We start from the raw sequence: 22,002 nt of genomic DNA, 5'->3' as shown, positions 1-22,002 counted from the left end.
GGCCGACAAAAGGTTCCCGACCGATCCGCCGGCCGGCCTCGATCCGTTTCAAGCGCCGGCAGAGGCTATTCTAACGCCTCCACCACACCGGCGTCTCTATTTTGTAGACGCCGTGTCATCGGCTGATCGGTCGCTATGACATCACTCAGGATCGCAATTTTTCCAAGCTGTTACGCCGATTTCCTGACTCAGCCTGGAAAGGTGCTGGCTCAGGCCTGTGCGGCCGCCGCCAGCCCGCGCGCCAGGTCGGCCTTCAAATCCTCGACATCCTCGAGCCCGATCTGCAAGCGCACCAGCGGCCCGTCATACGGGCCCTTGGCGATTGTGCGGTCGCCAAGGAATACCGGCACGGCAAGGCTCTCATAGCCGCCCCAGGAATAGCCGAGGCCGAAAAACTTCAACGCGTCGAGGAAGGCGTGCTGCTGCTTCTGTCCGCCGCCCGCGAGAACGATCGAGAAGATGCCGCTCGATCCGCAAAAATCGCGCTTCCACATGGCGTGGTCGGGATGACTGGGCAGCCCGGGATGCAGCACCTGCGCTACGCCCGGCTGACCCTCGAGCCAGCCGGCGAGGGAAAGCGCGCTCTTTTGATGATGCTCCAGCCGCACACCCATCGTGCGCAGGCCGCGCAGCACCTGGTAGACGTCGTCAGGCCCGGCGCAGCAGCCCATCGTGTTGAACGTCTCGAAAAGCTGCTTCCAGCAGTCCGCATTGGCCGACACCGTGCCGAGCAGCACGTCGGAATGGCCGGCCGGGTATTTCGTCGCCGCGTGGATCGAGATGTCGACGCCATGGTCGAGAGGGCGAAAGTAGAGCGGCGTCGCCCAGGTGTTGTCCATCATGACGATGGCGCCGGCGGCATGCGCTGCCTTGGCGATGGCCGGTATGTCCTGCACCTCGAAAGTGTTGGAGGCCGGCGATTCGGTGAACACCACCTTGGTGTTGGGCTTGATCAGCGCCGCGATGCCGGCGCCGATGCGCGGTTCGTAATACTCGACCTCGATGCCCAGCCGCTTCAGCATCGTGTCGGCGAAGTTGCGGGTCGGATGATAAACGGAATCGACGATCAGCAGATGATCGCCGGCCGACAGGAAGGCGAGCAGCGGCAGCACCACGGCCGCCAGGCCGGACGGCACCGCGACCGTGCCTGCCGAACCTTCCAGCGCATCGATCGCGCTGTTCAGCGCATCGGTGGTCGGCGTGCCGCGCGTGCCGTAGGTGTATCTCTGGCTGCGTGAAGCCATCGCCGCCGCATTGGGATAGAGCACGGTCGAGGCATGCACCACCGGCGGATTGACGAAGCCGAAATAGTCATGCGGGTTGTTGCCGGAATGGGCGAGCCGTGTGTTGACGCCCATCTCGCTGTCGTCTTTTGCCATTGCTTTTCGTCCCATGGGTTGGTCGTTAGCCATAGTGCGGCGGCATTGGCCGCGCAACCGCACCGCACTCGCCAGGCCAAGGTCTTGAATATGCCAATTCAGCAACGAGCCGTGGACCTGCGGGAAGGCTGCCAAGTGCGCTTGGCAACTCATGGTCGGACTTTGCCGGCTTTATTGGCGCGCTGGCCGATTTGCGAGCGCGTTTGTCTGCAATTTCAGGCATTTCAGGCAGTTGGTTTTCAAAGTCTTTCGGATTTGGTCATTTCCCTTGACCTCACAGGAATAATCGCCTTCGATGTTGTTCGTGAATGGGAGGCAGCGCGTCGGTTACGATGCGGGATTCCGGTAATGGGCCGGGATACATAGCTGCGTTCACACGGGAAAAAGTCAGGTTCGCCTGGAAAAAACAGAAAAGGGTCTGTGGGTCATGAAACACATTGCAATCGGCGTTTTGGGCGCCGCCGCGTTTGGATTCGCGGCTTCGGCGGCTTCGGCGGCCACGCTCGACGATGTCAAAGCGAAGGGCTTCATCCAATGCGGCGTCTCGACCGGTCTGGCCGGCTTCTCGGCGCCGGACGACAAGGGTGAGTGGCAAGGCATCGACGCGGACTTCTGTCGCGCTGTGGCAGCCGCCGTGTTCGGCGATGGCACCAAGGTGAAGTTTACGCCGCTCAGCGCCAAGGAGCGGTTTACCGCTCTGCAGTCGGGCGAGATCGACATCCTGTCGCGCAATACCACCTGGACCATCAATCGCGACACCGCACTCGGCCTGAACTTCATCGGCACGACTTATTACGACGGCCAGGGCTTCATGATCAACGCCAAGAAGCTACCGGGCGTGAACTCGGCGCTGCAGCTTTCGGGCGCGGCGGTCTGCGTGCAGAGCGGCACCACGACCGAGCTCAACCTTGCCGACTATTTCAAGTCGAACAAGATGGAGTACAATCCTGTCGTCTTCGAAAAGCTGGAAGAGGTTAACGCCGCCTATGACGCCGGCCGCTGCGACGTATACACCACCGACCAGTCGGGCCTCTATGGCATCCGCCTGACGCTCGGTGCGCCGGCCGACCACGTCGTGTTGCCCGAGATCATCTCCAAGGAACCGCTTGGGCCGGCCGTACGCCAGGGCGACGACCAATGGTACCACATCGTCAAGTGGACCTATTTCGCGTTGCTCGACGCCGAGGAACTCGGCATCACCAAGGCCAATGTCGACGAGATGAAGAACTCGGACAGTCCAGAGATCAAGCGCGTGCTCGGCCAGGAAGCCGACACCAAGATCGGCACCGATCTCGGCGTCTCTAACGACTGGGTCGTCAACATCGTCAAGGCCGTCGGCAATTACGGCGAGATGTTCGAGCGTAATGTCGGCTCGGGCAGCCCGCTGAAGATCGCGCGCGGCATCAACGCGCTGTGGACCAAGGGTGGCCTGCAGTACGCTCCGCCGATCCGCTGATCGAAAATGGATCCGGAAGGCAGATCGTCTGCCTTCCGGTCTCTCTTTCCAGGGGACTGTCGAATGGCGTCGCAGGAAGTTCTTCGCGAGGAGCCAAGCCGCGGTTCCTTCATCAATGATCCTCGTGTCCGCGGAATATTCTTTCAAGCGCTGGTCCTCGTCCTGCTGGTAGCGGGGGTCTGGTGGGTTACCCACAACGTCATCGTCAATCTGACGCGCTTGCACATCGCTTCCGGCTTTGGCTTCCTCAGGGGCCGCGCCGGCTTCGACATCAGCGAAAGCGCGATCGCATATTCGTCGGATTCGACCTATTTCCGAGCCATCCTGGTTGGCTTCATCAACACCGTGATCGTTGCCGTCGTCGGCATCATCACCGCCACCATTATCGGTTTCATCGTCGGCATCGGCCGGCTTTCGCGCAACTGGCTGATCAGGAAGATCTGCACGGTCTATGTCGAGGTCTTCCGCAACATCCCGCCGCTGCTGGTCATCTTCTTCTGGTATTCCGGCGTGCTCGCCGTGCTGCCGCCGCCGCGCGAGAGCATCAATTTGCCGTTCGGCTCCTTTCTCAACCAGCGCGGCTTCTATTTTCCGCGCGCTGTCTGGGGCGAGGGCTCCTGGCTGATCCTGGTCGCCCTGCTCCTCGCCCTTGCCATGGCCTGGTTCGTCGCCCGCAAGGCGCGGCAGCGGCAGATGGCGACGGGCCAGCCGTTCCCGGTGCTCTGGACATCCATAGCGTTGATCGTCGGCCTGCCGCTGCTGGCCTACGCGCTGAGCGGCTTTCCTCTGACCTTCGAATTCCCGAAACAATCGACTTTCAACCTGGTCGGTGGCTTTCAGGTAAGACCGGAGTTCCTGTCACTCTATCTGGCGTTGTCCTGCTATACGGCCGCCTTCATCGCCGAGATCGTGCGCGCCGGCATCAGGGGCGTCAGCACGGGCCAGACCGAGGCGGCCGCGGCACTCGGGCTGCGCTCGGGATCGATCCTCAGGCTTGTCGTCGTGCCGCAGGCGATGCGCATCGTTATTCCGCCGCTGACCAGCCAGTATCTGAACTTGACCAAGAACTCTTCACTCGCCATCGCCATCGGCTATCCGGACCTGACGGCGACTGCCGGCACTGTCTTGAACCAGACCGGGCAGGCGGTTGAAGGCGTGGTGATCATGATGGCTGTCTATCTCGCGCTCAGCCTGATCACGTCGGCGATCATGAACGTCGTCAATGCCAGGATGGCGCTGGTGGAGAGGTAGGGCCATGCAGGAACACGACATGTCCTGGGTGCGGACGGAGATGGCGCTGGCCCAACCGGCGCCGTCGAGCGAGCGTGGCCTCACCGCCTGGATCCGCAAGAACCTGATTGCCACCACGGGCGACACCATTCTCACCATCGTTGGCATTGCGCTGGTCGCTGTGATCCTGCCCCAAATCATCAATTGGGCCTTCATCAACGCCCAGTGGACTGGACCGGACCGCTCGGTCTGCGCCACCGTGGCGCAAGGCGGCATCCAGCCGGATGGCTGGACCGGTGCTTGCTGGGCATTCGTCAACGCCAAGTTCGGCCAGTTCATGTTCGGCACCTATCCTATCGAGGAGCGTTGGCGGCCGATCGTGGTGGCCATCCTGTTCGTGGCACTGCTGGTGCCGTTGCTCATTCCGCGCATACCGCGCAAGGGGCTGAATGCCATTCTTCTCTTTTTTGTACTGCCGGTCGTCGCCTTCGTTCTGCTGGTCGGCGGCATGTTCGGCCTGCCGCATGTCGAGACGTCGCGTTGGGGTGGACTGCTGGTGACGCTCAGCCTGTCGTTCGTCGGCATTGCCGTGTCGCTGCCGATCGGCATCGTGCTGGCGCTTGGCCGGCGCTCGAACATGCCGATAGTCAAGCTGCTGTGCGTGATCTTCATCGAGACGGTACGCGGCATCCCGCTGATTACGGTGCTGTTCTTTGCCAGCGTGATGCTGCCGCTGTTCCTGCCGGCCGGCGTCAGCTTCGACAAGTTCCTGCGCGCGCTGATCGGCGTGTCGCTGTTTGCCGCCGCCTACATGGCCGAAGTGGTGCGCGGCGGCCTGCAGGCGATCCCCAAAGGCCAGTATGAGGGCGCCGATTCGCTCGGTCTCAGCTACTGGCAGAAGATGGGCCTGGTCGTCATGCCGCAGGCGCTGAAGCTGGTCATTCCCGGCATCGTCAACACCTTCATCGGCATGTTCAAGGACACCAGCCTGGTCATCGTCATCTCCATGTTCGACCTCCTCGGCATCGTCAAGCAGAACTTCTCCGACGCGAATTGGGCGACGCCACAGACGGCCAGATCCGGCCTGGTGTTCGCGGCGTTCATCTTCTGGCTGTTCTGCTTCGGCATGTCGCGCTATTCAATGTACACGGAACGCCGTCTCGACACCGGCCACAAACGCTAAAAAGGGGACCTTGTCATGGCCATAGAAAACGCCGTCAGCGCGGAAGAGATCAAGGTCAATGCCGCCAAGATGCACATTTCCACCACCGATGTCGCCATCGACATCATCGCCATGCACAAATGGTACGGCGAATTCCATGTGCTGAAGGACATCAATCTAAAGGTGATGCGCGGCGAGCGGATCGTCATCTGCGGCCCGTCGGGCTCCGGCAAATCGACGATGATCCGCTGCATCAACCGGCTGGAGGAACACCAGAAGGGCAAGATCATAGTCGACGGCAAGGAACTGACCAACGATCTGAAGAAGATCGACGAGGTGCGTCGCGAGGTCGGCATGGTGTTCCAGCACTTCAACCTGTTCCCGCATCTGACCATTCTGGAAAATTGCACGCTGGCGCCGATCTGGGTGCGCAAGATGCCGCGGAAACAGGCCGAGGAAATCGCCATGCATTTCCTCAAGCGCGTCAAGATCCCGGAACAGGCCAACAAATATCCCGGCCAGCTTTCCGGCGGGCAGCAACAGCGCGTGGCGATCGCCCGCTCGCTGTGCATGAACCCGCGCATCATGCTGTTCGATGAGCCGACCTCGGCTCTCGATCCGGAAATGATCAAGGAAGTGCTGGAGACGATGGTCGGGCTGGCCGAGGAAGGCATGACCATGCTCTGCGTCACCCACGAAATGGGCTTTGCGCGCAAAGTCGCCAATCGGGTGATCTTCATGGATCAGGGTCAGATCGTCGAGCAGAACACGCCGGCCGAGTTCTTCGACCACCCGCGCCATGAGCGCACGAAGCTGTTCCTGTCGCAGATCCTGCACTGATCCTTACTCCGGTTCGGGACAAGACCGGCGGATCACGCCTCTCTGTCTTGCTGGCTTCGCGCGTATTCGGCGAGCGCTGACCGTGCGCTACGCGAGAAGATAGCAAGCGTGCTTCAGGCCGTTCGAGTGGTCACGTTGCAACCTGGTAACTAGCGCCGGCACGGATCATAAGCGCGCCGGCTGCGTTCATTGCCATTGGGAGTTGTATAACGAGCCGCGTGGGCGCGTGCGGCGGCAGGTCACGGGTTCATCCTGATGCTCATCCAACCGATCGATTATTTCCTCGTCGTCTGGTTCGCGCTGGCGCTGGCTTCGACGCTTTACGTCGGCTTCGACCAATATCGCAACAATCCCGAGCCGGTGGTGATGAAATGGGGCTTCATCCTGGTCACCCTCTATATGGGTCCGCTCGGCTTGCTGCTCTACGTGCTCGCCGACAAGGAGCCCCGGCCGGGCGATCATGAACTCTTCACCCGGCCGCTCTGGAAGCAGGGCGTCGGCTCCACCATCCACTGCGTCGCCGGCGATGCCACCGGCATCATTCTTGCCGCCGCCGTCACGGCGGCGCTCGGCCTGCCGATGTGGATCGACCTGATCGTCGAATATCTCGCCGGCTTTGCCTTCGGCCTGTTCATCTTCCAGTCGCTGTTCATGAAATCGATGATGGGCGGCACCTATTGGGAAAACGTACGCAAGAGCTTCCTGCCCGAGTTCATCTCCATGAACTTCATGATGGCCGGCATGGCGCCGGTCATGAGCTTCCTGATGATGGGCCGCGACATGCGCGCGATGGAACCGACGGAGCTGCTGTTCTGGGGCGTGATGTCGATCGGCGTCATCGCCGGTTTTGCGCTTGCCTATCCGGCCAATGTCTGGCTGGTCGCCCGGGGGCTGAAGCATGGGCTGATGACGCAGCGTGCGCAGGCAGCCGGCATCGATGTCCGGGAGCAGCCTGCCACGAGGCAACATGCGCAGATACAAATGCAGCAGGCCGACGCCAGCGGCCATCGCGGGCAGCACCACGATATGGTTTCCCACAAAGGCAAAGGCGGCGGCCATCACATGGAGACGGATGCCACGACGCCGCAGGTCGCTGCCCTGGGTGCCGTCTCCCTGCTGGCGCTCGCCATCGGCATGGTCGCGCCGGCGAACTGGCTGAACCTGACGCTGTCGGCACGCGATGTCGGCGGGGTGATCATGCCGCGAGGCATGATCATGGATCGCGACACGCCAGCCGATACAATGCGCGACATGGCGGCTACCGATCCACGCCTCGTGGCCGCCTCTTATGGCCTGACGGCAAGGGGCGACCAGGAACTGCCGTTTCGGATGGAGAACGGCATCAAGGTGTTCGAGCTCAGGCCTTCAGTGGTCCGCTGGCAGATCCTGCCGGACGTCGCGGTCGACGCCTATGCCTATAACGGCCAGATTCCCGGTCCGCGAATTCATATTCGCCAGGGCGATCGGGTCAGGATCAACGTCACCAACGGCCTGCCTGAGGAAACGACGGTGCATTGGCATGGCTTGATCCTGCCGAACCAGATGGATGGGCCGGCCGAGATCACGCAGCCGCCGATCGAGCCCGGGCAATCCTATTCATACGAATTCACCGCGACCCAGCACGGAACCTATTTCTATCACCCTCATGCCAAGCCGGACCGGACCCAGGCGCTCGGCCTCTACGGTGCGCTGATCATCGATCCCGCCAATCCCGCCGACGAGGTCGCGGCCGACCATGATTACGTCATCGAGCTTCAGGAATGGCTGGTGCGGGAAGGGCTGACCTACCCGTCGATGCCGATGGATGGCGGCATGCCGAATTTCTTCACCATCAACGGCAAGGCCTATCCCTCGACCGAGACGATCCCGATGAAGGTCGGCGAGACGCTCAAGGTGCGGTTCATCGGCACCAACAACGGCTTCATCCATCCGATGCATATCCATGGCGGACCGTTCGAGGTCGTTGCCCGCGACGGCGAGACGGTCCCCGCTTCGGGTCGTTTCCTTGCCGACACGATCAACGTCGGGCCGGGTCAGCGCTACGACGTGATCTGGAAGGCGCAGCGTCCGGGCAAATGGCTGATCCATTGCCACATCCCGCATCACACCACGAACAACAATGTCGAGGAGAAGGGCGGCGGCGGACTGATGGTCGTGATCGATGTGACATGACCGGCGTCGCCTAGGCTCGTTCCAGCCGGTGCACCGGCCCGGACGCCATGCAGTGGCTGGGGCCAAATTTTCTCTCAAGCTGAGGTGATCTGCCAGACAGCGACGCCGGCAAGGGCGAGACCGGCGGCGCCCTCGATGGCCCGGGAGATGGTTTCGAACAGCCGTGGCTGGCGCGCGAAAAACTGAACAAGCCGTTCCCGAAACACGATCGACAACACGGCGACGCAGGACAGCGTCAGCGCCACGCCGACCATCATTGTGATGGCAAACAGGACGCCCGCTGCCGGAACACCCCTGGACATCGCGAAAGTCATCGCGAAAAGCGTAAGCGGACATGGGATCAGGCCTGCCATGACGCCGACAGCCTCGCCCTCGTGCCTGTGGTGATGGCTGTGGCTCAAAGCGCGCCAGAGCGTCCAGATGCCAATGAGGCCGAGCAGCCCGCGACTGGTGTGCTCCAGAAGCGGAGCGCGGCCGACGCTGCCCAATGCTATTGAGACCAGTGGCAGCGAGAGAGCCGCAATCAGAACGGCAATCGTCACATGCGTGAACGATAGCGTGATAGATACGAGCAGACCACGCGAGACCTTCGCATCCGAACCGGCAAGATGAGTCGCCAGGACGGCCTTGCTGTGCCCCGGCGTCAGCGCATGGGCAGCCCCGAACACGACGCCCATCGGCAGGAAGGCCATGAACGCCAGCCAATTGCCTCCGGCCGCAAGCAGTTTGATCTGTTCGCCGAGCGTCAGATAGATCGTGCGCTGAAATTCGACGAGCGTCTGGAACATCGGACAAGACTAGCAGAAAATCGGCGAGCGTCAGTGCATGTGGCCGTGGTCATGCGTGTGCTCGTGAGGATGGCCGTTCTCTCCACGTTCCGTTGAAAACCGCACATTCGCCTCAGCCAGGGCGGGCATATGCTGGGATAGTTCGTCCTTCAGCGCTGCGGCGATCTTGTTGGCCGCCGACAGCGGCAGGGTTTCGTCCGCGGCAATTGCGATGTCGGCGTGCAATCTATGACCGATCCAGCGCGCCTTGGCATCGACAATGCGCGCGCCCGGAACATGCTCGGCGGCATGTCGGATTTCGTCTATCACACCGGGTTCGATTCCATCCAGCATGCGGGTCAGCACCGAGCGGGCCGATTGCCAGACGATACCGAAGATCGCAATCGTGATCAGCAGGCCGACGATCGGATCGGCCAAGGAAAAGCCAAACCAGACGCCGATGGCTCCGATGACCACGGCAAGGCTGGTAAGTCCATCTGTGCGGGCGTGGTAGCCGTCGGCAATCAGTGCCGCGCTGTTGATTTCGCGGCCGACGCGGATACGGAACACGGCAACCGCCTCGTTGCCGAGGAAGCCGACAATGCCCGCCGCAGTCAGCCAGCCCAGGTGTGTCACCGCTTGTGGATTGATCAGCCTGTCGATGGCTTGGTAGGCAGCGACTACAGCGCTGAACAGGATGATGAGCACGATGATGATGCCGGCCAGATCCTCGACCCGGCCCAAGCCATACGTGAAGATCCGCGACGGCTTGCGCCGCGCCAGAACGAACGCAATCCAGAGCGGGATCGCCGTGGTCGCGTCGCCGATGTTATGGATCGTGTCGGCCAGCAATGCCACGCTCCCCGACAACGCAACCACGACCATCTGCAATGCCGCGGTGATGGCCAGGATCACGAACGACCATTTGATTGCCCAGATGCCCCGGTCGGTGGTGGCAATTGTCGCGTCGATGACGCCATGGCTGTGACCGTGCGGACCGTGATCGCCGTGATGATGTGCGGCGTGCGAGCCGAACCCGAGCCAGTCCAGAATGCGGGCTACGATGGCATTCATAGATATTTCGCCAGCTGCTTGAGTTCCGCCAGCGAGTTGCCGCCGGTTTCGACGCTGTCGGTCAGGCAATGCTCGATGTGATCGTTGATCAGCTCGCGCTTGGCGCTGCTGATGGCCCTTTCGACGGCATGAAGCTGCTGCGCCAAGTCAACGCAAGGGCGATGCGCCTCGATCATCGCCAGCACCGCCGCAAGGTGGCCTTGCGCGCGCTTCAGGCGCTTTATGATGGAAGGATGCGAGGCGTGGAGGTGATCTGACATGCCTCAGCGTATCCTCCCGGGGAGGATACGCGTCAAGCTCTAAGTCAGCTGTGCAACTTTCGGAGGGGCTTCACCTTGAGCATTGCTTGTTCTATGCCTTTCCCATGAAGAAGCTTGCCCGTTTTCTTGGCCTGCTGGTCGTTGCAGCAGTCCTTGCGGTGGCATTGGGCACACTGCTGCCGCGCCCGCTCTGGCCGGCGGCAGTTGCCGATCCGATCGGCTCAAGCCACCGCATCCTGGTGCTGAAAAATCCGATCCACACCGACATCGCCATCCCGGTCGACGACGATGTGCGCCGGCGCTTCCATTTCCTGGTCGATGCCGGCATTCCAGCAGACGTGGCGGAGGTCCGCTACATCGTCTTCGGCTGGGGCGGCCGCGCCTTCTATCTCGAGACGCCGACCTGGTCGGAACTGAAGGCAGTGCCGGTGATGAAGGCGCTGACCGTCGATGCCTCGGTGATGCATGTCGACATTTCAGGCGAAATCGCCGAGCCGCATCCCGACGTCGCCGGCTTCGACATCGGCGAGGAGCGGTTTACGGCGCTGCTCGATTACATTGCGGGAAGCTTCCGGCAGGGACCGAGCGGGGCCATGCCGATCGAGAATGCGGCGTATTCCCGTTTCGATCGTTTCTTCGAAGGCAATGGCCGTTTCAACGCGCTGGTCGGCTGCAACACCTGGGCGGCGGCGGCACTGCGCACCGCCGGGCTGCGCACCGGCTGGTGGAACCCGCTGCCGGCATCGCTCGGCCTGTCGATGCGGCTTTACAATTGACCGGGCGACTTAGGACCGCCGAACGTCCTACGCCCGCCAGCCGTAGAGCCAGTCGAGATCGGCGGCGAGTTTTTCGGGCGAGCGCATCGCCAGGAACAGGTTGCGGGCCATCGCCACCGGCCCGGCCGCATGCCAGGCGAGGCGATTGACGGCGCCGCGGCGGGCGACCTGGGCGACGCGCGGCCGCCGCGCCTGTTCCCAGGCGGCAAGCGCCCCCTCAAGATCGGCTGTGGAGGCCGCAACGAAGCCGGCAAGGGTTACCGCGTCTTCGATCGCCATCGCCGCGCCCTGTGCGGCAAACGGCGTCATCGCGTGCGCCGCATCGCCGATCAGCGCGATGCCTTGCGGCGTCGTCCACCGCCGCTGCTCGACAATGTGGATCGGCCATGCCGTCCACGGCGCCGCCTCGTTCGCCAGGCGAACCAGCGCCGGCGCGGTACCGCGCATGGCGCTGGCGAGGCTGGCGGGGTCGGCATACCCCGACCAGCCTTCGGCGATGCGCTCGCCCTTGGTGAAGGCCGCGAGGTTGAAGACAGTGCCACGGCTGACCGGATAGGCGACCATATGGAAGCCTGGATGGAGGAATGCGGTAACGCAATCGGGCGCACCGATCGCCCTGAAGGCTTGTCCGGCAAGGCTGTCCGCGGCCACCGTGGCGCGCCAGGCAAGCTCGCCAGAAAACCGGCTTCTCCGGAAATCGGCTGCGTTGCGGGCAAGCGTTTCTCGCACCGACGACCAGACGCCATCGGCGCCGATCAAAAGACAGCCAGCCTCGACCGTGTCGCCATCAGCCGATGCAGTGACGGTAACACCTTTCGATCCGGCTGCGATGTCGGTCACCCGCGCGCCGGCGATCAGATCGATACCGGGCTGCTCCGAAACTCGCTGCATCAGCGCTGACTGCAGATCCGCGCGGTGGGCAACGAGATAGGGCGCTCCCCAGCGCGTTTCGGCCGCCTGGCCAAGCGGTACGCGCGCCAGCTTGCGCAGCGTGGCGGCATCCTTGAGCACGACCGCCTCCGGGCGCACCGACGTCGGCAGCAGCCGATCGAGTACGCCGAGCTGCCGTAGGATGCGCGTCGCGTTGGGCGAAAGCTGGATACCGGCGCCGGCAGCCTCGAGGTGCTGCGCCTGTTCGAACAGTTTTACCCGATAGCCGCGCTCGGCGAAGGCCAGTGCCGCGGTCAGCCCGGCGACGCCCGCCCCGGCGATGACCACCTGCCGGGACTGCGTTTCCTGCATCAGGCTTGTCGCGGAAGAATCAGGCGGCCTGGTCGATATAGAGGCAGCCCGGCGGCTGCGTTTCCAATGCCTTCAGTTTCGGCGAATAGCGATAGAGCGTCGAGCAATAGGGGCAGACCTTTTCATTGTCGTCGCCCATGTCGAGAAATACATGCGGATGGTCGAAAGGCGGATTGGCGCCGGTGCACATGAATTCCTTGACGCCGATGTCGATTGCCGGATAGCCCGCATCGTTCTGGAAATGGGGAATGGAACCGCCTGCCATCGTCGTCTCCTGATCTTGTCGATTGCATCTGGATCATAACCCGTCTCTTTGCAAGATCGATGAAATGAAACTGTCGCAAAAGCCTGTCAGAGGATAAGTTAAGCCGGTTAAGGCTATGGTCGTCGAACGGTGTGGGAAGAGCGGAAACCATGAACGAACTGAAGCCGGTGCAGAACGAATTCATCACCGTCGAGGCGGCGAGCCGCGAAGGCGGCAATCCCGACCGCTTCGTCAACCGCGAGTTTTCCTGGCTGCAATTCAACCGGCGCGTGCTCGAAGAGTCGCTGAACGCCAACCATCCGCTGCTCGAGCGTGTTCGCTTCCTGTCGATATCGGCCGCCAACCTCGACGAGTTCTTCATGGTCCGCGTCGCCGGTCTTGCCGGCCAGGTGCGCGAAGGCATCGTGCTGAAGAGCCCGGATGGGCGCACTCCCGAGCAGCAGCTCGAACAATTGCTGCGCGAGGTCGAGCGCCTGCAGGAGGACCAGCAGAACAGCCTTTCGGCGCTGATGCTGCTGCTCGACAAACAAGGCATCGAAAGCATCACCCGCGATGCGCTGACCAAGGACGAGAAGACCTGGCTCGAGGACCATTTCCAGGAGCAGGTATTTCCGGTCCTGACGCCGCTGTCGATCGACCCGGCGCATCCGTTTCCGTTCATTCCCAATCTCGGTTTCTCGATGGCGCTGCAATTGCGCCATCGCAAGAACGGCGAGGAAATGAGCGCGCTTCTGCGCCTGCCGGTGGCGCTGAGGCGCTTCATCCGTTTGCCGGATCGCAAGCATCATGTCCGCTTCATTCCACTCGAAGAGGCGGTCAGTCTCTATATCGGCAAGCTGTTCCCCGGCTATGAGGTCAAGGGCTCCGGCACATTCCGCATCATCCGCGACAGCGATATCGAGGTCGAGGAAGAATCAGAGGATCTGGTGCGGCTGTTCGAGACGGCGCTGAAGCGGCGACGCCGCGGCTCGGTCATCCGGATCGAGTTCGACCGGCTGATGCCGCCCGAATTGCGCGACTTCGTCGCCGGCGAGCTTGGCGTTTCGGCAAGCCGGATCAGCGTGCTCACCGGTCCGCTGGCGCTCAGCCAGATCTCGGAGATCGTCGCCGTCGCCCGCGACGATCTGAAATTCACCCCCTACAATCCCCGCTTTCCCGAGCGCATCCGCGAGCATGGCGGCGATTGTTTTGCGGCGATCCGCGAGAAGGACATCATCGTCCACCATCCTTACGAATCTTTCGACGTGGTGGTGCAGTTCCTGCGCCAGGCAATGGCCGACCCGGAAGTGGTGGCGATCAAGCAGACGCTCTATCGCACCTCCAACGACAGCCCGATCGTACGCGCTTTGGTCGACGCCGCCGAGGCCGGCAAGTCGGTGACCGCGCTAGTCGAGCTCAAGGCGCGTTTCGACGAGGAAGCCAACATCCGCTGGGCCCGCGACCTCGAGCGCGCCGGCGTCCAGGTCGTCTTCGGCTTTCTCGAACTGAAGACCCACGCAAAGATGTCGCTGGTGGTGCGCCGCGAGGATGGCAGGCTGCGCAATTACGTGCATCTGGGCACCGGCAACTACCACCCGGTCACGGCACGCATCTACACCGACCTGTCCTTCTTCACCACCGATCCGACGATCGCGCGCGATGTCGCCCAGCTGTTCAACTTCATCACCGGCTATGCCGAGCCGGCCGAGCAGATGCGGCTGGCCATCTCGCCGTTTACGCTGCGCGACCGCATCCTCCAGCACATTTCGGATGAGATCAGCCACGCGCTGGAGGGCAGGCCGGCCCGCATCTGGATGAAGATGAACGCCTTGGTCGACCCGATCGTCATCGATGCGCTCTACGATGCCAGCCGCGCCGGCGTCGAGATCGATCTCGTCGTGCGCGGCATCTGCTGCCTGAGACCGCAGGTGCCCGGCCTATCGGAGAACATTAGGGTGAAGTCGATCGTCGGCCGTTTCCTCGAGCACAGCCGCATCTATTGCTTCGGCAACGGCCACGGCCTGCCCTCGGACGGGGCGATCGTCTATATCTCCTCGGCCGATCTGATGCCGCGCAATCTCGACCGCCGCGTCGAGACCATGGTGCCGATCACCAATCCAACTGTGCATGAGCAGGTGCTCGGCCAGATCATGCTCGGCAACATCATGGACAACCAGCAAAGTTTCGACGTATTGGCTGACGGAACCTCCCGGCGCGTTGTGCTGGAGGAGGGCGAGGAACCGTTCAACGCGCAGGAATATTTCATGACCAATCCGAGCCTGTCCGGACGGGGCGATGCGTTGAAGTCGCATGCGCCCAAGCGCATCGCGCAGTTCAAGCGCCGCAAGAAACAGAACGCAGCGACGGGCTGATGATTTCAGCGTCCCAGGGCCGGCTTCAGGACCGCCGACCGCTGTCCATCATCGATATCGGATCGAACTCGATCCGTCTTGTCATCTATGAAGGACTGGCGCGCTCGCCGACCTTGCTGTTCAACGAAAAGATGCTGGCCGGCCTCGGCCGCGGCATCGTTTCGACCGGAAAGCTCGATCCCGAGGCGGTGACGCGCTCGATGGAAGAGTTCCGCCGCTTCCGCGCGCTCTCCGACCAGGCCGGCGCCGAGCGCATATATGTGCTGGCGACCGCCGCCGCTCGCGAGGCCGTCAACGGCCCCGACTTCATCCACCGCGCCGAGGATGTGCTCAAGACCGAGATCCAGGTGCTGAGCGGCCGCGAGGAAGCCCATTATTCGGCGCTCGGCGTCATTTCCGGTTTCCATCCGGCCAACGGCATTGCCGGCGACCTTGGCGGCGGCAGCCTCGAGCTGATCGATATTGACGGTGAGACGATCGGTGACGGCATCACGCTGCCGTTGGGCGGCTTGCGCCTGCAGGACATGGCGAAGAACTCGCTGACCCAGGCGGCAAGGATCACGCGCGAGCAACTGGCGCGGGCGAAATTGCTGAAGGGCGGGCAGGGCAGGGCGTTCTACACGGTCGGCGGCACCTGGCGAAACCTCGCCCGGCTGCACATGGAAATGACCAACTACCCGCTCGGCGTCATGCACCATTACGAGATCGGCATCGAAAGCGCCGCGAACTTCCTCCGGCAGGTTGCCAAGGCCGAGATCGACAAGATCAAAGGCATCGAGGGCATCTCCAAGAACCGCCGCTCGCTGCTGCCCTATGGCGCCATCGTGCTGCAGGAGATCATGGCGGCGATGCAGCCGTCGAAGATCATCGTGTCGGCGCTGGGCGTGCGCGAGGGCTTTCTCTATTCGCTGCTCGACAAGGCCGAGCAGAAAGCCGATCCGCTGATCTCGGCGGCGGAAGAGCTTGCCCGCCTGCGCTCGCGCTCGGTCGACCACGCGCATGAGCTTGTCGAGTGGACCGGCAAGGCGTTCGCCGCCTTCGGCATCGACGAGACCAGGGATGAGGCGCGCTACCGCCACGCCGCCTGCCTGCTCGCCGATATCGGCTGGCGTGCCCATCCCGAATATCGCGGCAAGCAATCGCTCAACATCATCGCCCACGCCTCCTTCATCGGCGTCGATCATCCCGGCCGCGCCTTCCTGGCGCTTGTCAGCCTGTTTCGCCACGAGGGCGTGTTCAATGAAGCCGCTCCGGAAATCCGCGGACTGGCGACACCGCGCTATCTCGAGCGCGCCCGCGTCTTGGCGGCGCTGCTGCGCGTCGTCTATCTCCTGACGGCGGCAATGCCCGGCGTCATGTCGCGACTGAAATGGGAAAACCGCGGCAATGGCGTGCTGGCGCTGGTGCTGCCGGCAGCGCTGGCCGATCTTTACGGCGAGCGGCCCGCCGGCCGGCTGGCACAACTGGCAAGGGTGACCAACCGTCGGCTGGTGCTGGCGGTCGAGGGCGGGCCTAGCATGTCGGTGAAGTAGTGTCTCAGCCAGGCAATCGCTTCAGGTCTGCGCCGCCCCTCATCTGCCTGCCGGCATCTTCTCCCCGTATAGTGACGGGGAGAAGGGCACCTTCGCAAAGGATTTCGCTCACCTCCAGCGTTGCAGTAACGGTGCCGAGATCTCGGCCAGCTTCCTTCTCCCCGTCACTATACGGGGAGAAGTGCCCGGCAGGGCGATGAGGGGCAGCGCCGACTTCGACAATTGGACGGTCGAGAAAGCTGGATCTAGACTGAAGCAATTCCTCTGGATCCCACCGCAGCCATCCGGCCGTCGGCCGACCATGCACCCGCGCCAGCCATCGCCAGCGCCAGAAAACCGCCTGATATCGCGATGTCCTTCATCAGCATCTGCGAATGCATGAAGGTCAGCGTCGGATCGCCGCCGCCCTGGCCATAGTGGCCGATGAACGCTGTCGCGACGCAAAAGGCGGCGAGCAGCAGCGCCACGATCGGCGTCTTGAAGCCGACAAGGATGAGCAGCCCGGCGATCAGTTCGAACAGCCCGGTGCCCCAGGCAGCCAGCGTCGGCAGCGGCAGGCCAAGGCCGGCGAAATAGCCGGTCGTGCCGGCAATGTCGGTCAGCGCGTGGAAGCCGGACGGCACGAACAGTGCGGCGAACAGCAGTCGGGAAAGCAAAAGCAGCGCATTGCGGGGCATGGTAACCTCCGTTGTCGGCCGGGTGGCCAAGAGCCCGATCCTAGCAGAATTCCGGTCAGCGGACCGACAGGCACAAACGACAACGAAAAAGGGGCGCGGAAAATTCCGCGCCCCTTTTGTTCAGGAAATGCTGGACTGCTTCAGCCGCGCTTGGCGTCGATCGAATACGCGCCTGGGCCCGAGGAGGCGAGCACGAGGAAGCCGCCGGCAATGCCGAGGTTCTTCATGAAATTGATCATCTGCATCTGATCGGCCCAGCCGGTGTGGGCGACCAGCGCGGTGGCGACGGTGAAAATCGCCATTACCCAGCCGACGATCCGGGTCTGGAAGCCGACGAGGATGGCCAGGCCGCCAAGCAGTTCGATAAGGCCGACGACAATGGCGGTCACCATCGGCAGCGGCAGGCCAAGGCTGCCGAAATAGCCGGCGGTGCCGGCAATCGCCGTCAGCTTGCCGAAACCCGAAAGCAGGAAGATGACCGAAAGCAGGATGCGGGCGAGCAGGATCGTGCCCGAGGCGCCGGCGGCGGTGCCGGAACCGGCAAACGAATTATTGGCGGACGTGTTGGTGGACATGCGTAACTCTCCAGAAGGATTTGGCCAAACGGCTTGGGATACCCGTCTAGTTAGCGCAGGCCGACTGTTCACCAAAGATGCCAGATTGGTTACGGATTGTTCACCAAGGTAACGTTTTCGCGATCAACATGGGTGTTGAGATCCAGGCATATCAACGCCCTAGCCTGGATGCGTCATGTCCTCCGGCCGCACCAGCCGCTCATAATCGGCTTCGCTGACCAGCCCGGTGGCCAGCGCTTCCTGGCGCAGCGTGGTGCCGTTCTTGTGCGCCGCCTTGGCGATCTTGGCGGCGTTGTCGTAGCCGATCGTCGGCGCAAGCGCCGTCACCAGCATCAGCGAACGGTCGAGTGCTGCCTTGATGTTGTCTTCGCGGGCCTCGATGCCGACGACGCAATTGTCGGTGAACGACACGGAAGCGTCGGCCAGCAGCTGTACCGATTGCAGGAAACAATAGGCCATCAGCGGATTGTATACGTTGAGCTCGAAATGGCCCTGACTGCCGGCGAAGCTGATCGCCGCATTGTTGCCGAACACCTGCACGCAAACCTGCGTCATCGCCTCGCATTGGGTCGGATTGACCTTGCCCGGCATGATCGAGGAGCCCGGTTCGTTTTCCGGCAGCGACAATTCGCCGAGGCCCGAACGCGGGCCGGAGCCGAGCAGGCGGATGTCGTTGGCGATCTTGAACAGCGCCGCCGCGCAGGCATTGATGGCGCCGTGCGAGAAGACCATGGAATCATGGGCGGCCAGCGCCTCGAACTTGTTCGGCGCGGTGACGAAATCGATGCCGGTGATCGCGGCGATGCGCGCCGCCACCTTTTCGGCAAAACCGACCGGCGCATTGAGGCCGGTGCCGACCGCGGTGCCGCCCTGTGCTAGCTCCTGCAGGCCGGGCAGGGTCATCTCGATGCGCTTGACCGACGAGGCGACCTGCGCCGCGTAGCCCGAGAATTCCTGGCCGAGCGTCAGCGGCGTCGCGTCCTGCGTGTGGGTACGGCCGATCTTGACGATGTGGGCGAAAGCCCTGGTCTTGGCCTCGAGTGCCGTATGCAAATGTCTTAGCGCCGGTAGCAGGTCGTGAGTGATGCGCTCGGCGCAGGCGATGTGCATGGCCGTCGGATAGGTGTCGTTCGACGACTGGCTCATGTTGACGTGGTCGTTGGGATGCACCGGCTTCTTCGATCCCATGACGCCGCCCAAAAGCTCGATCGCCCGGTTGGAAATCACCTCATTGGCGTTCATGTTGGACTGGGTGCCTGAGCCGGTCTGCCAGACGACCAGCGGGAAATGCTCGTTCAGCTTGCCGTCGATGACCTCCTGCGAGGCCTCGATAATGGCCTTGCCAATCGCCGGATCGAGCCGCTTCAGCTCCATATTGGCCTCCGCTGCCGCCCGCTTGACGATGCCCAGCGCCCGAACGATCGAGGCCGGCTGTTTCTCCCAGCCGATCTTGAAATTGGCCAGCGAACGCTGCGCCTGCGCGCCCCAATAGCGGTCGGCGGCGACCTCGATGGGACCGAACGTGTCGGTTTCGGTTCTGGTCTCTGGCGCGCTCACGAAGTCTCTCCGGTTTGCAATTTGCAAACGGCGTATCGCGTTGCACAAATGCCTTCAAGCGGAGATTGCGGGTGACGGGAATGCAAACCGGTTGAAGGTGCTGGCAATCTCCCCACTTGAGAGGGAGATGTCGCCGAAGGCGACAGAGGGAGGCGGTAGGTCTTGACGCAACTCCCATAGCGGACGGAACAGGCTGGTGTTCCACGCGAGACGACCCCTCCTGGCCTGCCGGCCATCTCCCCCTCGAGGGGGGAGCTCGCAACCTTACCCCGCCGTGTATCCTCCATCCACGGCGAAGATTCCGCCGCTGGTCCATGCTGCTTCGTCGCTGGCGAGATAGACCGCGATGCCGGCAAGGTCGCTGGTCCGGCCGATGCGGCCGAGCGGATAGCTGCGCTCGACATAGGCCTTGAGCTCGGCTTGCGCGGCCTCAGGCAGGTTTTCGATCGACCTGCGCCGCATCGCTGTGTCGACCGTGCCGGGCGCGATCGCGTTGACCCTTATGCCGCGCGGCCCGAGCTCGAAGGCGAGCGACTTGGTCAGCGAATTGAGCGCGCCCTTCGACAGCGAATAGAGGCTGCACGGCCGCTTCGGGATCATCTTGTGCGCGAAATAGGACGAGATGTTGATCACCGAAGCCGCACCCGGCGCGAGATGCGGCAACAGCCGTTGGGTGAGAAAGAATACCGCCGTGACGTTGAGCGCGAATGACTGCTGGAACTGGTCCTCGCTGACGGTCTCGAACGGCACAAGGAACGCTACGCCGGCATTGTTGACGAGGATATCGACAGGTGGGCCGCGCCTGGCATGCTCGACCACGGCATCGATGCCGGCAATGGCCGACAAATCGGCCGACAGCGTGTCGACATTATCCCCGAGCTGCTTGCGGGCGGCGTCGAGTTTTTTGCCGTCGCGGCCGACGATCAGCACGTCCGCGCCTTCGCGCAAGAAAGCCTCGGCGATTGCCAGCCCGATCCCGTCCGAGCCGCCGGTGACCAGTGCCCGTTTGCCGCCTAGTCTCATCCAACACTCCCGCGCATTGCCGTCTTCCGCCGGCGGCATGAACCCCAGAGCAGCGCTGCCTGCACTCCGGGTCAAGTCGCCTGCCTATCCCAGCGTATGAAACTTCGCCTCGTCTCACCGCCCAAGCAGCGATTGTGAGGTTGGCGACAGCCGCAAAGTCTCAGTCGGCTTGGCCATACGTGACTGCACGCTCTGCTCGAACACTTGCCACTCCGGGGAGGCAGCCAAGGCTGCCTCGTGGCGGGCATGTGCATCGGCGCTGGCGAAACCGGTGATGCTGATGAAGACGTTTTCGCTGGCCCGCACCGGCAACCGCGGAAAGCTGTTTTCGGCATGCTCGGTAACGAAGGCGGCGAGCGGCGACGCGCCAAATGCGGCGAGCACCGGAAGGGCCGCGGTCTGGAAGTCATTGGCGAAACGGGCTTCCAGGCCCGGTTGCAAATGATGAATCCTGATGACAACAATTGCCTGCAAATCGCTGCCTGCGCACGGTTTTTCGAGGTCCGCCTGGGGTAATCGTAGTGATCCCGAGAGGTCTAGGCCGGCGCCTGGCCAGGCCGGCTTCAGCAGCAGCACGTCGTCAGAATCGATCATCGTGGCGTTGGCGGCGTCGCGCCAGGCAGTCCAGACCGGCCCGTCATAGAAGGCGGTCAGAGCGTTTTTCCGCGCTTCCATACCGTCGAAGCCGCGCAGCCAGACGAACATATCCGGCCGGTCGAGATCGCGGAACTGGCCGATGATGGTCATCCCCGCGGTTTCCTGGCCCTCGATCAGGTGATTGTCGAAGATGCCGATCAGCGTCTCGCGCCTGCCGGGTTTCAGCGTGTATTGCCTGAGTTCGACGACGGGCGAGGCGAGCAGATCGGGATTAGGTAGGGCGTTCAAAGGCGGGTTCATTGCGCGATCTCCAAAACAGGACAGTCATCCTGTTTTACAAAACAGACCGGTTGTCCTGTTTTGTCAATCTGCTATCGTGTGAAGATGTCAGCAGAGATATCCGCTCGCCCAAGGTCGCGGCCTCAAAAACGCACCAACGACCCCCAAGGCATGCGCAAAAAGGTGCTCGATGTCGCCGAGGAGGCGTTTCAGGCACGCGGCTATCATGCGTCCAGCATGGGCGACCTGATGGCGACGGCGGGCGTCACCGGCGGCGCGCTGCACCACCATTTCCCAACCAAGAAGGCGCTGGCGCTCGCAGTGATCGAGGAGCGGGTCGCCGCCGCCGTAGAAGAGACATGGATCGCGCCGGTGCGGATGGCTCCCTCAGCGCGCGAGGGCGTGCGCTCCGTGTTCGCGGCCATCGCGGCGGAGCTGGAGCAGCAGGGATTCGTGCGCGGCTGCCCGCTCAACAACCTGGCGCATGAACTGTCGCTTGCCGATCCGGATTTCCGCATTGCCCTTGCCAGCATTTTTTCTACCTGGCGTCAGGCGATCGCCGACAAGGTCAGGGCCGACCAGCAGGCGGGCCGGGAGCAGGGCATCGATCCGCAGCGCTTCGCGTCGCTGGCTGTCGCCACCTATTCCGGCGCCATGTCGATGGCCAAGACCGCGCAGGACGCAAGCGTGCTGCGCGATTGCCTGATGGCATTGGAACAGGGAGTCACGAGGCGACGTCGCAGGATACTGCACAGAGCGCTTTAACGCTGGCAGGACAGAGGCCGCAG

Annotated in this window: 20 protein-coding genes; 9 read left to right on the top strand and 11 right to left on the bottom strand. The window is 62.8% G+C overall.

Features of this window, described 5'->3' with window-relative positions; genetic code table 11:
* Positions 1–209: 209 nt before the first annotated feature.
* A complete protein-coding gene (locus NKH49_RS24355) occupies positions 210–1,379 on the bottom strand; it encodes a cystathionine beta-lyase (RefSeq protein ID WP_352928278.1) in 1,170 nt (389 codons plus the stop codon).
* 427 nt (positions 1,380–1,806) lie between these two features.
* On the opposite strand from NKH49_RS24355, the gene NKH49_RS24350 reads away from it, so the two are divergent.
* The 5 genes from NKH49_RS24350 (at position 1,807) to NKH49_RS24330 (ending at position 8,239) form a co-directional block, all read left to right on the top strand.
* Positions 1,807–2,835, top strand: a complete 1,029-nt coding sequence (locus NKH49_RS24350) for an amino acid ABC transporter substrate-binding protein (RefSeq protein ID WP_254820740.1) — start codon at positions 1,807–1,809, stop codon at positions 2,833–2,835.
* Positions 2,836–2,898: 63 nt separating this feature from the next.
* Positions 2,899–4,086: an amino acid ABC transporter permease gene (locus NKH49_RS24345; protein WP_352472636.1), complete on the top strand. Its 1,188-nt coding sequence runs from the start codon at positions 2,899–2,901 to the stop codon at positions 4,084–4,086.
* A gap of 4 nt (positions 4,087–4,090) precedes the next feature.
* Positions 4,091–5,248, top strand: a complete 1,158-nt coding sequence (locus tag NKH49_RS24340; protein WP_352771783.1) for an amino acid ABC transporter permease — start codon at positions 4,091–4,093, stop codon at positions 5,246–5,248.
* Between the two features lie 69 nt (positions 5,249–5,317).
* Complete coding sequence (locus tag NKH49_RS24335) at positions 5,318–6,067, top strand: amino acid ABC transporter ATP-binding protein (protein ID WP_031212005.1); 750 nt, start codon at positions 5,318–5,320, stop codon at positions 6,065–6,067.
* A gap of 255 nt (positions 6,068–6,322) precedes the next feature.
* Positions 6,323–8,239, top strand: a complete 1,917-nt coding sequence (locus NKH49_RS24330; protein WP_352501894.1) for a multicopper oxidase domain-containing protein — start codon at positions 6,323–6,325, stop codon at positions 8,237–8,239.
* 74 nt (positions 8,240–8,313) lie between these two features.
* Here the strand turns inward: NKH49_RS24330 and NKH49_RS24325 are convergent, their stop codons facing one another.
* From NKH49_RS24325 to NKH49_RS24315, 3 genes are read right to left on the bottom strand one after another with little or no spacing between them, the layout of a single operon-like run.
* Positions 8,314–9,027: an urease accessory protein UreH domain-containing protein gene (locus NKH49_RS24325; RefSeq protein WP_352928276.1), complete on the bottom strand. Its 714-nt coding sequence runs from the start codon at positions 9,025–9,027 to the stop codon at positions 8,314–8,316.
* A 30-nt stretch (positions 9,028–9,057) separates the two neighbouring features.
* On the bottom strand, positions 9,058–10,080 hold the full coding sequence (locus tag NKH49_RS24320; RefSeq protein WP_352928274.1) for a cation diffusion facilitator family transporter: 1,023 nt from the start codon (positions 10,078–10,080) through the stop codon (positions 9,058–9,060).
* Positions 10,077–10,340 (bottom strand): metal-sensing transcriptional repressor, encoded by a 264-nt coding sequence (locus tag NKH49_RS24315; RefSeq protein WP_023719742.1) that lies wholly within the window; start codon positions 10,338–10,340, stop codon positions 10,077–10,079. The genes NKH49_RS24320 and NKH49_RS24315 overlap by 4 nt, the downstream gene beginning before the upstream one ends.
* 104 nt (positions 10,341–10,444) lie before the next feature.
* Between NKH49_RS24315 and NKH49_RS24310 the strand changes: the two genes are divergently transcribed.
* The gene (locus NKH49_RS24310) at positions 10,445–11,116 is read left to right on the top strand and encodes a TIGR02117 family protein (protein ID WP_352771166.1); all 672 of its coding nucleotides are present in this window, start codon (positions 10,445–10,447) and stop codon (positions 11,114–11,116) included.
* Positions 11,117–11,143: 27 nt separating this feature from the next.
* Here the strand turns inward: NKH49_RS24310 and NKH49_RS24305 are convergent, their stop codons facing one another.
* Both NKH49_RS24305 and NKH49_RS24300 read right to left on the bottom strand, forming a co-directional pair.
* Positions 11,144–12,358 carry an FAD-dependent monooxygenase gene (locus NKH49_RS24305; RefSeq protein ID WP_352928272.1) on the bottom strand — a complete coding sequence of 405 codons (1,215 nt, stop codon included), beginning with the start codon at positions 12,356–12,358 and terminating at the stop codon, positions 11,144–11,146.
* A gap of 19 nt (positions 12,359–12,377) precedes the next feature.
* Positions 12,378–12,623 carry a zinc-finger domain-containing protein gene (locus NKH49_RS24300; protein ID WP_254820632.1) on the bottom strand — a complete coding sequence of 82 codons (246 nt, stop codon included), beginning with the start codon at positions 12,621–12,623 and terminating at the stop codon, positions 12,378–12,380.
* A 149-nt stretch (positions 12,624–12,772) separates the two neighbouring features.
* Here NKH49_RS24300 and NKH49_RS24295 point away from each other — a divergent pair, with 149 nt between their 5' ends.
* Entirely contained in the window at positions 12,773–14,974 is a 2,202-nt protein-coding gene (locus tag NKH49_RS24295) for an RNA degradosome polyphosphate kinase (protein WP_352472643.1), read from the top strand.
* Positions 14,974–16,506, top strand: a complete 1,533-nt coding sequence (gene ppx, locus NKH49_RS24290) for an exopolyphosphatase (protein ID WP_352541623.1) — start codon at positions 14,974–14,976, stop codon at positions 16,504–16,506. The genes NKH49_RS24295 and ppx overlap by 1 nt, the downstream gene beginning before the upstream one ends.
* A gap of 245 nt (positions 16,507–16,751) precedes the next feature.
* Here ppx and NKH49_RS24285 read toward each other — a convergent pair whose 3' ends face one another.
* From NKH49_RS24285 to NKH49_RS24265, 5 genes are all read right to left on the bottom strand, one after another.
* Complete coding sequence (locus NKH49_RS24285; protein WP_352472645.1) at positions 16,752–17,183, bottom strand: DoxX family protein; 432 nt, start codon at positions 17,181–17,183, stop codon at positions 16,752–16,754.
* A gap of 140 nt (positions 17,184–17,323) precedes the next feature.
* On the bottom strand, positions 17,324–17,758 hold the full coding sequence (locus NKH49_RS24280; protein WP_352928270.1) for a DoxX family protein: 435 nt from the start codon (positions 17,756–17,758) through the stop codon (positions 17,324–17,326).
* 159 nt (positions 17,759–17,917) lie between these two features.
* Positions 17,918–19,315 (bottom strand): class II fumarate hydratase, encoded by a 1,398-nt coding sequence (gene fumC / locus NKH49_RS24275; protein ID WP_352588580.1) that lies wholly within the window; start codon positions 19,313–19,315, stop codon positions 17,918–17,920.
* A 264-nt stretch (positions 19,316–19,579) separates the two neighbouring features.
* Positions 19,580–20,338 carry an SDR family NAD(P)-dependent oxidoreductase gene (locus tag NKH49_RS24270; RefSeq protein WP_352928268.1) on the bottom strand — a complete coding sequence of 253 codons (759 nt, stop codon included), beginning with the start codon at positions 20,336–20,338 and terminating at the stop codon, positions 19,580–19,582.
* A 114-nt stretch (positions 20,339–20,452) separates the two neighbouring features.
* Positions 20,453–21,235 carry an NIPSNAP family protein gene (locus tag NKH49_RS24265; RefSeq protein ID WP_352928266.1) on the bottom strand — a complete coding sequence of 261 codons (783 nt, stop codon included), beginning with the start codon at positions 21,233–21,235 and terminating at the stop codon, positions 20,453–20,455.
* A 150-nt stretch (positions 21,236–21,385) separates the two neighbouring features.
* On the opposite strand from NKH49_RS24265, the gene NKH49_RS24260 reads away from it, so the two are divergent.
* Positions 21,386–21,979 carry a TetR/AcrR family transcriptional regulator gene (locus NKH49_RS24260; RefSeq protein WP_352928264.1) on the top strand — a complete coding sequence of 198 codons (594 nt, stop codon included), beginning with the start codon at positions 21,386–21,388 and terminating at the stop codon, positions 21,977–21,979.
* Positions 21,980–22,002 lie beyond the last annotated feature (23 nt).

Source organism: Mesorhizobium sp. M1088, from assembly GCF_040318575.1.
Taxonomy (GTDB): Bacteria; Pseudomonadota; Alphaproteobacteria; order Rhizobiales; family Rhizobiaceae; genus Mesorhizobium.
This window is presented reverse-complemented; position numbering and strand designations above follow the sequence as displayed.

Excerpts from the sequence above, each read along its gene's own strand:
- NKH49_RS24355 (WP_352928278.1), bottom strand. The coding sequence starts at position 1,379 with ATGGCAAAAGACGACAGCGAGATGGGCGTCAACACACGGCTCGCCCAT.
- NKH49_RS24350 (WP_254820740.1), top strand. The coding sequence starts at position 1,807 with ATGAAACACATTGCAATCGGCGTTTTGGGCGCCGCCGCGTTTGGATTC.
- NKH49_RS24345 (WP_352472636.1), top strand. The coding sequence starts at position 2,899 with ATGGCGTCGCAGGAAGTTCTTCGCGAGGAGCCAAGCCGCGGTTCCTTC.
- NKH49_RS24340 (WP_352771783.1), top strand. The coding sequence starts at position 4,091 with ATGCAGGAACACGACATGTCCTGGGTGCGGACGGAGATGGCGCTGGCC.
- NKH49_RS24335 (WP_031212005.1), top strand. The coding sequence starts at position 5,318 with ATGCACATTTCCACCACCGATGTCGCCATCGACATCATCGCCATGCAC.
- NKH49_RS24330 (WP_352501894.1), top strand. The coding sequence starts at position 6,323 with ATGCTCATCCAACCGATCGATTATTTCCTCGTCGTCTGGTTCGCGCTG.
- NKH49_RS24325 (WP_352928276.1), bottom strand. The coding sequence starts at position 9,027 with ATGTTCCAGACGCTCGTCGAATTTCAGCGCACGATCTATCTGACGCTC.
- NKH49_RS24320 (WP_352928274.1), bottom strand. The coding sequence starts at position 10,080 with ATGAATGCCATCGTAGCCCGCATTCTGGACTGGCTCGGGTTCGGCTCG.
- NKH49_RS24315 (WP_023719742.1), bottom strand. The coding sequence starts at position 10,340 with ATGTCAGATCACCTCCACGCCTCGCATCCTTCCATCATAAAGCGCCTG.
- NKH49_RS24310 (WP_352771166.1), top strand. The coding sequence starts at position 10,445 with ATGAAGAAGCTTGCCCGTTTTCTTGGCCTGCTGGTCGTTGCAGCAGTC.
- NKH49_RS24305 (WP_352928272.1), bottom strand. The coding sequence starts at position 12,358 with ATGCAGGAAACGCAGTCCCGGCAGGTGGTCATCGCCGGGGCGGGCGTC.
- NKH49_RS24300 (WP_254820632.1), bottom strand. The coding sequence starts at position 12,623 with ATGGCAGGCGGTTCCATTCCCCATTTCCAGAACGATGCGGGCTATCCG.
- NKH49_RS24295 (WP_352472643.1), top strand. The coding sequence starts at position 12,773 with ATGAACGAACTGAAGCCGGTGCAGAACGAATTCATCACCGTCGAGGCG.
- ppx (WP_352541623.1), top strand. The coding sequence starts at position 14,974 with ATGATTTCAGCGTCCCAGGGCCGGCTTCAGGACCGCCGACCGCTGTCC.
- NKH49_RS24285 (WP_352472645.1), bottom strand. The coding sequence starts at position 17,183 with ATGCCCCGCAATGCGCTGCTTTTGCTTTCCCGACTGCTGTTCGCCGCA.
- NKH49_RS24280 (WP_352928270.1), bottom strand. The coding sequence starts at position 17,758 with ATGTCCACCAACACGTCCGCCAATAATTCGTTTGCCGGTTCCGGCACC.
- NKH49_RS24270 (WP_352928268.1), bottom strand. The coding sequence starts at position 20,338 with ATGAGACTAGGCGGCAAACGGGCACTGGTCACCGGCGGCTCGGACGGG.
- NKH49_RS24265 (WP_352928266.1), bottom strand. The coding sequence starts at position 21,235 with ATGAACCCGCCTTTGAACGCCCTACCTAATCCCGATCTGCTCGCCTCG.
- NKH49_RS24260 (WP_352928264.1), top strand. The coding sequence starts at position 21,386 with ATGCGCAAAAAGGTGCTCGATGTCGCCGAGGAGGCGTTTCAGGCACGC.